This window comes from Halococcus sp. AFM35, assembly GCF_051195015.1.
GTDB lineage: Archaea > Halobacteriota > Halobacteria > Halobacteriales > Halococcaceae > Halococcus.
On the sequence record NZ_JBNTJU010000077.1, the window covers coordinates 1 to 2196 of the forward strand.

Genomic DNA, 2196 nt, shown 5'->3' on the forward strand with positions numbered 1-2196 from the left:
CCGGTGGAGGTCGTCGCCGACCTCCACCTCCGTCCGTACTACGGCGAGGAGTACGACTCCACGGAGGAACTCTACGAGTCACTCGCCAAAGCCGGAACAACCACATTCCACGGGTACGCCACGCTCTACGCCCGCGTACGCAACAAACGCTACACGCTGGCGGTGCGCCGTCTGACCGACGGCGACACCGCCAGCTCGATTCTTGCGGAACTGCTCGGCGTGCTCGAAGGCCTTGACCTCGCGGTCAAGGCCGTCTACCTCGACCGCGAGTTCTACGATACGTACTGTTTGACGCTGCTCGCCGCCCACAACTATGCGTACGTCATGCCGATCGTGAAGTGGGGTGAAGCGATCCAGAGCGAACTGAGTGAAGGCTGGAGCCGCACCATCGACCACGAGCTTCAAGGCGAAATCGACGGTCACACGTGGACCGTCGATTTCCCGGTCTACATCGACTGTACGTACCAGCAAGGGAAGTACGACGAGGAAGGTGTGGCGCGTCACGGCTACGCCGTCGACGCGCCGTTCATCGAGACGCCACATCAGGCTCGGAAATACTACAGCCGTCGATTCGGTATCGAATCGACCTACCGTTTGTCCGAACGAAGTATTGCGATGACGACGACACAGAATCCGGCGGTGCGGTTTCTGTACGTGCTGATTAGCTTCTTGCTCCAGAATGCATGGCGGTATCTCCACTGGGAGTACGTGGCGTCGCCGCGCCGAGGCGCGCGACGCCTCTGACTCGATGGAAATCCTGCTATCCCCCCAAAGCGTGATGGAAAACATGGGGCGCAAGAGACCGAGCCATGGCCAGCGCAACAGAGCGCGAGCCTCTGACTGGTCCAAATGCGAAGGAAGCCGAGTACTGGGCGCACCAGCCCGGCTGCCGCTCCGGGCGGCAGCCGGGAAAGCCCGAAGAGGTGGCTCTCTACATCACGCATTAGCGCTCCGGAGGAAACGATGTACCTAGGAATCGACGTCCACAAGCGCGAATCGCAAGTTGCAGTGCGCAACGAAGATGGTGAGATTGTTAGAGAGGTTCGCGTCGAAAACGCGAACCTCGACGAGATCGCCCAGCAGTATGCTGGGAGTGAAGCGGCGATTGAAGCAACCGGGAACTACTACACCATCCACGATACACTCGACGAGTATCTAGATGTCAGCGTAGCTAACCCAGCGGAGTTGAAGCTGATCGCCAATTCGGATCGAAAAACTGATCGAGTTGATGCAATAGAACTCGCGCGACTGGTTCGGTTGGGATCGATTCCTGAGAGTTACGTGCCGCCTGAGGAGATCAGAGAGTGCCGCGCACTCGTGCGCGGCCGGAAAAGCTTCGTTGAGGATCGCACAGAATACGTCAACAAGATCCATGGACTGCTCGATCAGCAAGGGATCACGCGCAAAGTGAAACCACTCAGCGTCGAAGGACGCGAGTTTCTTGATGGGCTTTCACTGGAAGCGCCGTGGGAGACACTCCTTGAGACGTATCTCGAAACGATCGACGCGTTCACCGAACGGATCGCCTCGCTCGAAGAAGAGATCGAAGATCGAGCTGCGTCTCTTTCCGAGACGCAGCTCTTGATGACGATTCCGGGTGTCAGCTCTTACTCGGCGTTGTTGATCTACGCTGAACTCGGTGAGATCGAACGATTCGACGGTTCGAAACAAGCGGTGAGCTTTGCAGGACTCAACCCGGTGATCCGCGAGTCTGGCGACTCGCGGTTCGAAGGCGGGATCTCCAAAACAGGATCCGGTGATCTCCGCTGGATACTCGTTCAGAGTGCTCATACAGCAGTCCACAAGAGTCACGATGAGTACTTGAGCCGGTTCTATGACCGGCTACAAAAACGAATGAGTTCGAAAGAAGCAATCGTCGCGACGGCACGAAAATTACTGGTCTCAATCTACCATATGCTTGATCGAAAGGAGGTGTACAATCCACCAGGCGTGAGTGCGTGAGGGACGCCTGAGCGGCGTCCCTCTCCGGGGAGTCTGCCGCTGTCGTGAGCGACTGGTGCCTCGATTATGAATACCTACAGCACCGACCGCATAACGATATATACCAGCGCCTGCCGGCGGTTTTCCGTGTCAAGTGTGTCAGAATTCAATCCTCCCAAACAACTATAATGACGGAGGCGGTTTACTCAGCCAGCAGGATTTCCAGAGGTGGCCGTGGCGATTCGACGAGTTCCT

General features: G+C 57.3%; 1 protein-coding gene and 1 pseudogene. Both read left to right on the top strand.

The window, feature by feature from the left end:
- Positions 1-741: pseudogene (locus tag ACQUQO_RS18115) on the top strand (ISH3 family transposase); the annotation flags it as partial.
- A gap of 222 nt (positions 742-963) precedes the next feature.
- Positions 964-1962 carry an IS110 family transposase gene (locus ACQUQO_RS18120; RefSeq protein ID WP_435080039.1) on the top strand — a complete coding sequence of 333 codons (999 nt, stop codon included), beginning with the start codon at positions 964-966 and terminating at the stop codon, positions 1960-1962.
- The last annotated feature ends 234 nt before the right edge of the window (positions 1963-2196 follow it).

Coding starts and splice junctions, on each gene's coding strand:
- ACQUQO_RS18120 (WP_435080039.1), top strand. CDS start 964: ATGTACCTAGGAATCGACGTCCACAAGCGCGAATCGCAAGTTGCAGTG.